Origin of the sequence: Bacillus sp. J14TS2, from assembly GCF_018333015.1 — a bacterium.
GTDB lineage: Bacteria > Bacillota > Bacilli > Bacillales > Bacillaceae_C > Lederbergia.
Window position 1 is genome coordinate 1 of record NZ_BORE01000048.1, and the last position, 828, is coordinate 828.

Consider the following 828-nt stretch of genomic DNA (forward strand, 5'->3'; position numbering starts at 1 on the left):
TCACTAGCGTTGCATTAAATTTCCAGCCAAAAGTCAAGAGGAAATAACTATGCCAAAATTATGAATAATGGCAATTATCACTATAAAAGTCCATAAAAAAACCTTATAATTAGGGTATGGTAGTCCTGTCCAAATCCCTAACTATAAGGAGTATCCATGGACAATCATACCATAAAAAGTGTATTCAAGGAATACATTCATCCATTAGAACCAAAAGTTATTCAAAAAATGATTGATTACGCCGGTATGGATAAATATGTGAAAAAGCTTGAGACCCTTAAGTATTTGTATATATTCCTATACGCACAATTAAAAGGGATCACGAGTTTGAGAAGAGTGAGTGAACAGGTGGGCCGGAAGAAAAATGTTCAAAGACTAGTGGGATTAGAAAGCATCAGTAAGTCGCAGCTTTCTCGTAAAAATCGAAGTATTCCCCCTGGGGTTTGCCAAGCCGTTTTACAACATTTAATTCTACAACTGCACCAAGTCATGGGACCAAAAAAGGCAAGTGAGGAACTTGGAAAACTAATTTTGATTGATTCTTCTACTATCTCGATGTGCCTTAAACAATATGAATGGGCCGATTTTCGAGAGACAAAGTCGGGGATAAAGATCCATACATCTGTGGTTTTTGTTGGTGAAGAATCATATCCAAATGCTGTCATTCCAACTCCTGCTAGACCAGCTGATGAAACACAGTTAGACGCACTCATGACACCAGATAAAAAGGCCCTCCATGTCTTTGATCGAGGATATTTCAACTTTGAAAAATTTGATCTTTATTCTTCGAACGGAATTCGATTTGTTACACGGATTAAAAGCAATACC

Annotated in this window: 1 protein-coding gene; it reads left to right on the forward strand. The window is 37.1% G+C overall.

All coding sequences use genetic code 11. The annotated features are described in order from the left end of the window. Positions 1-156 precede the first annotated feature (156 nt). Positions 157-828: IS4 family transposase (locus tag KI375_RS26975; protein WP_212976439.1), on the forward strand; the 672-nt coding region annotated here is incomplete at its 3' end.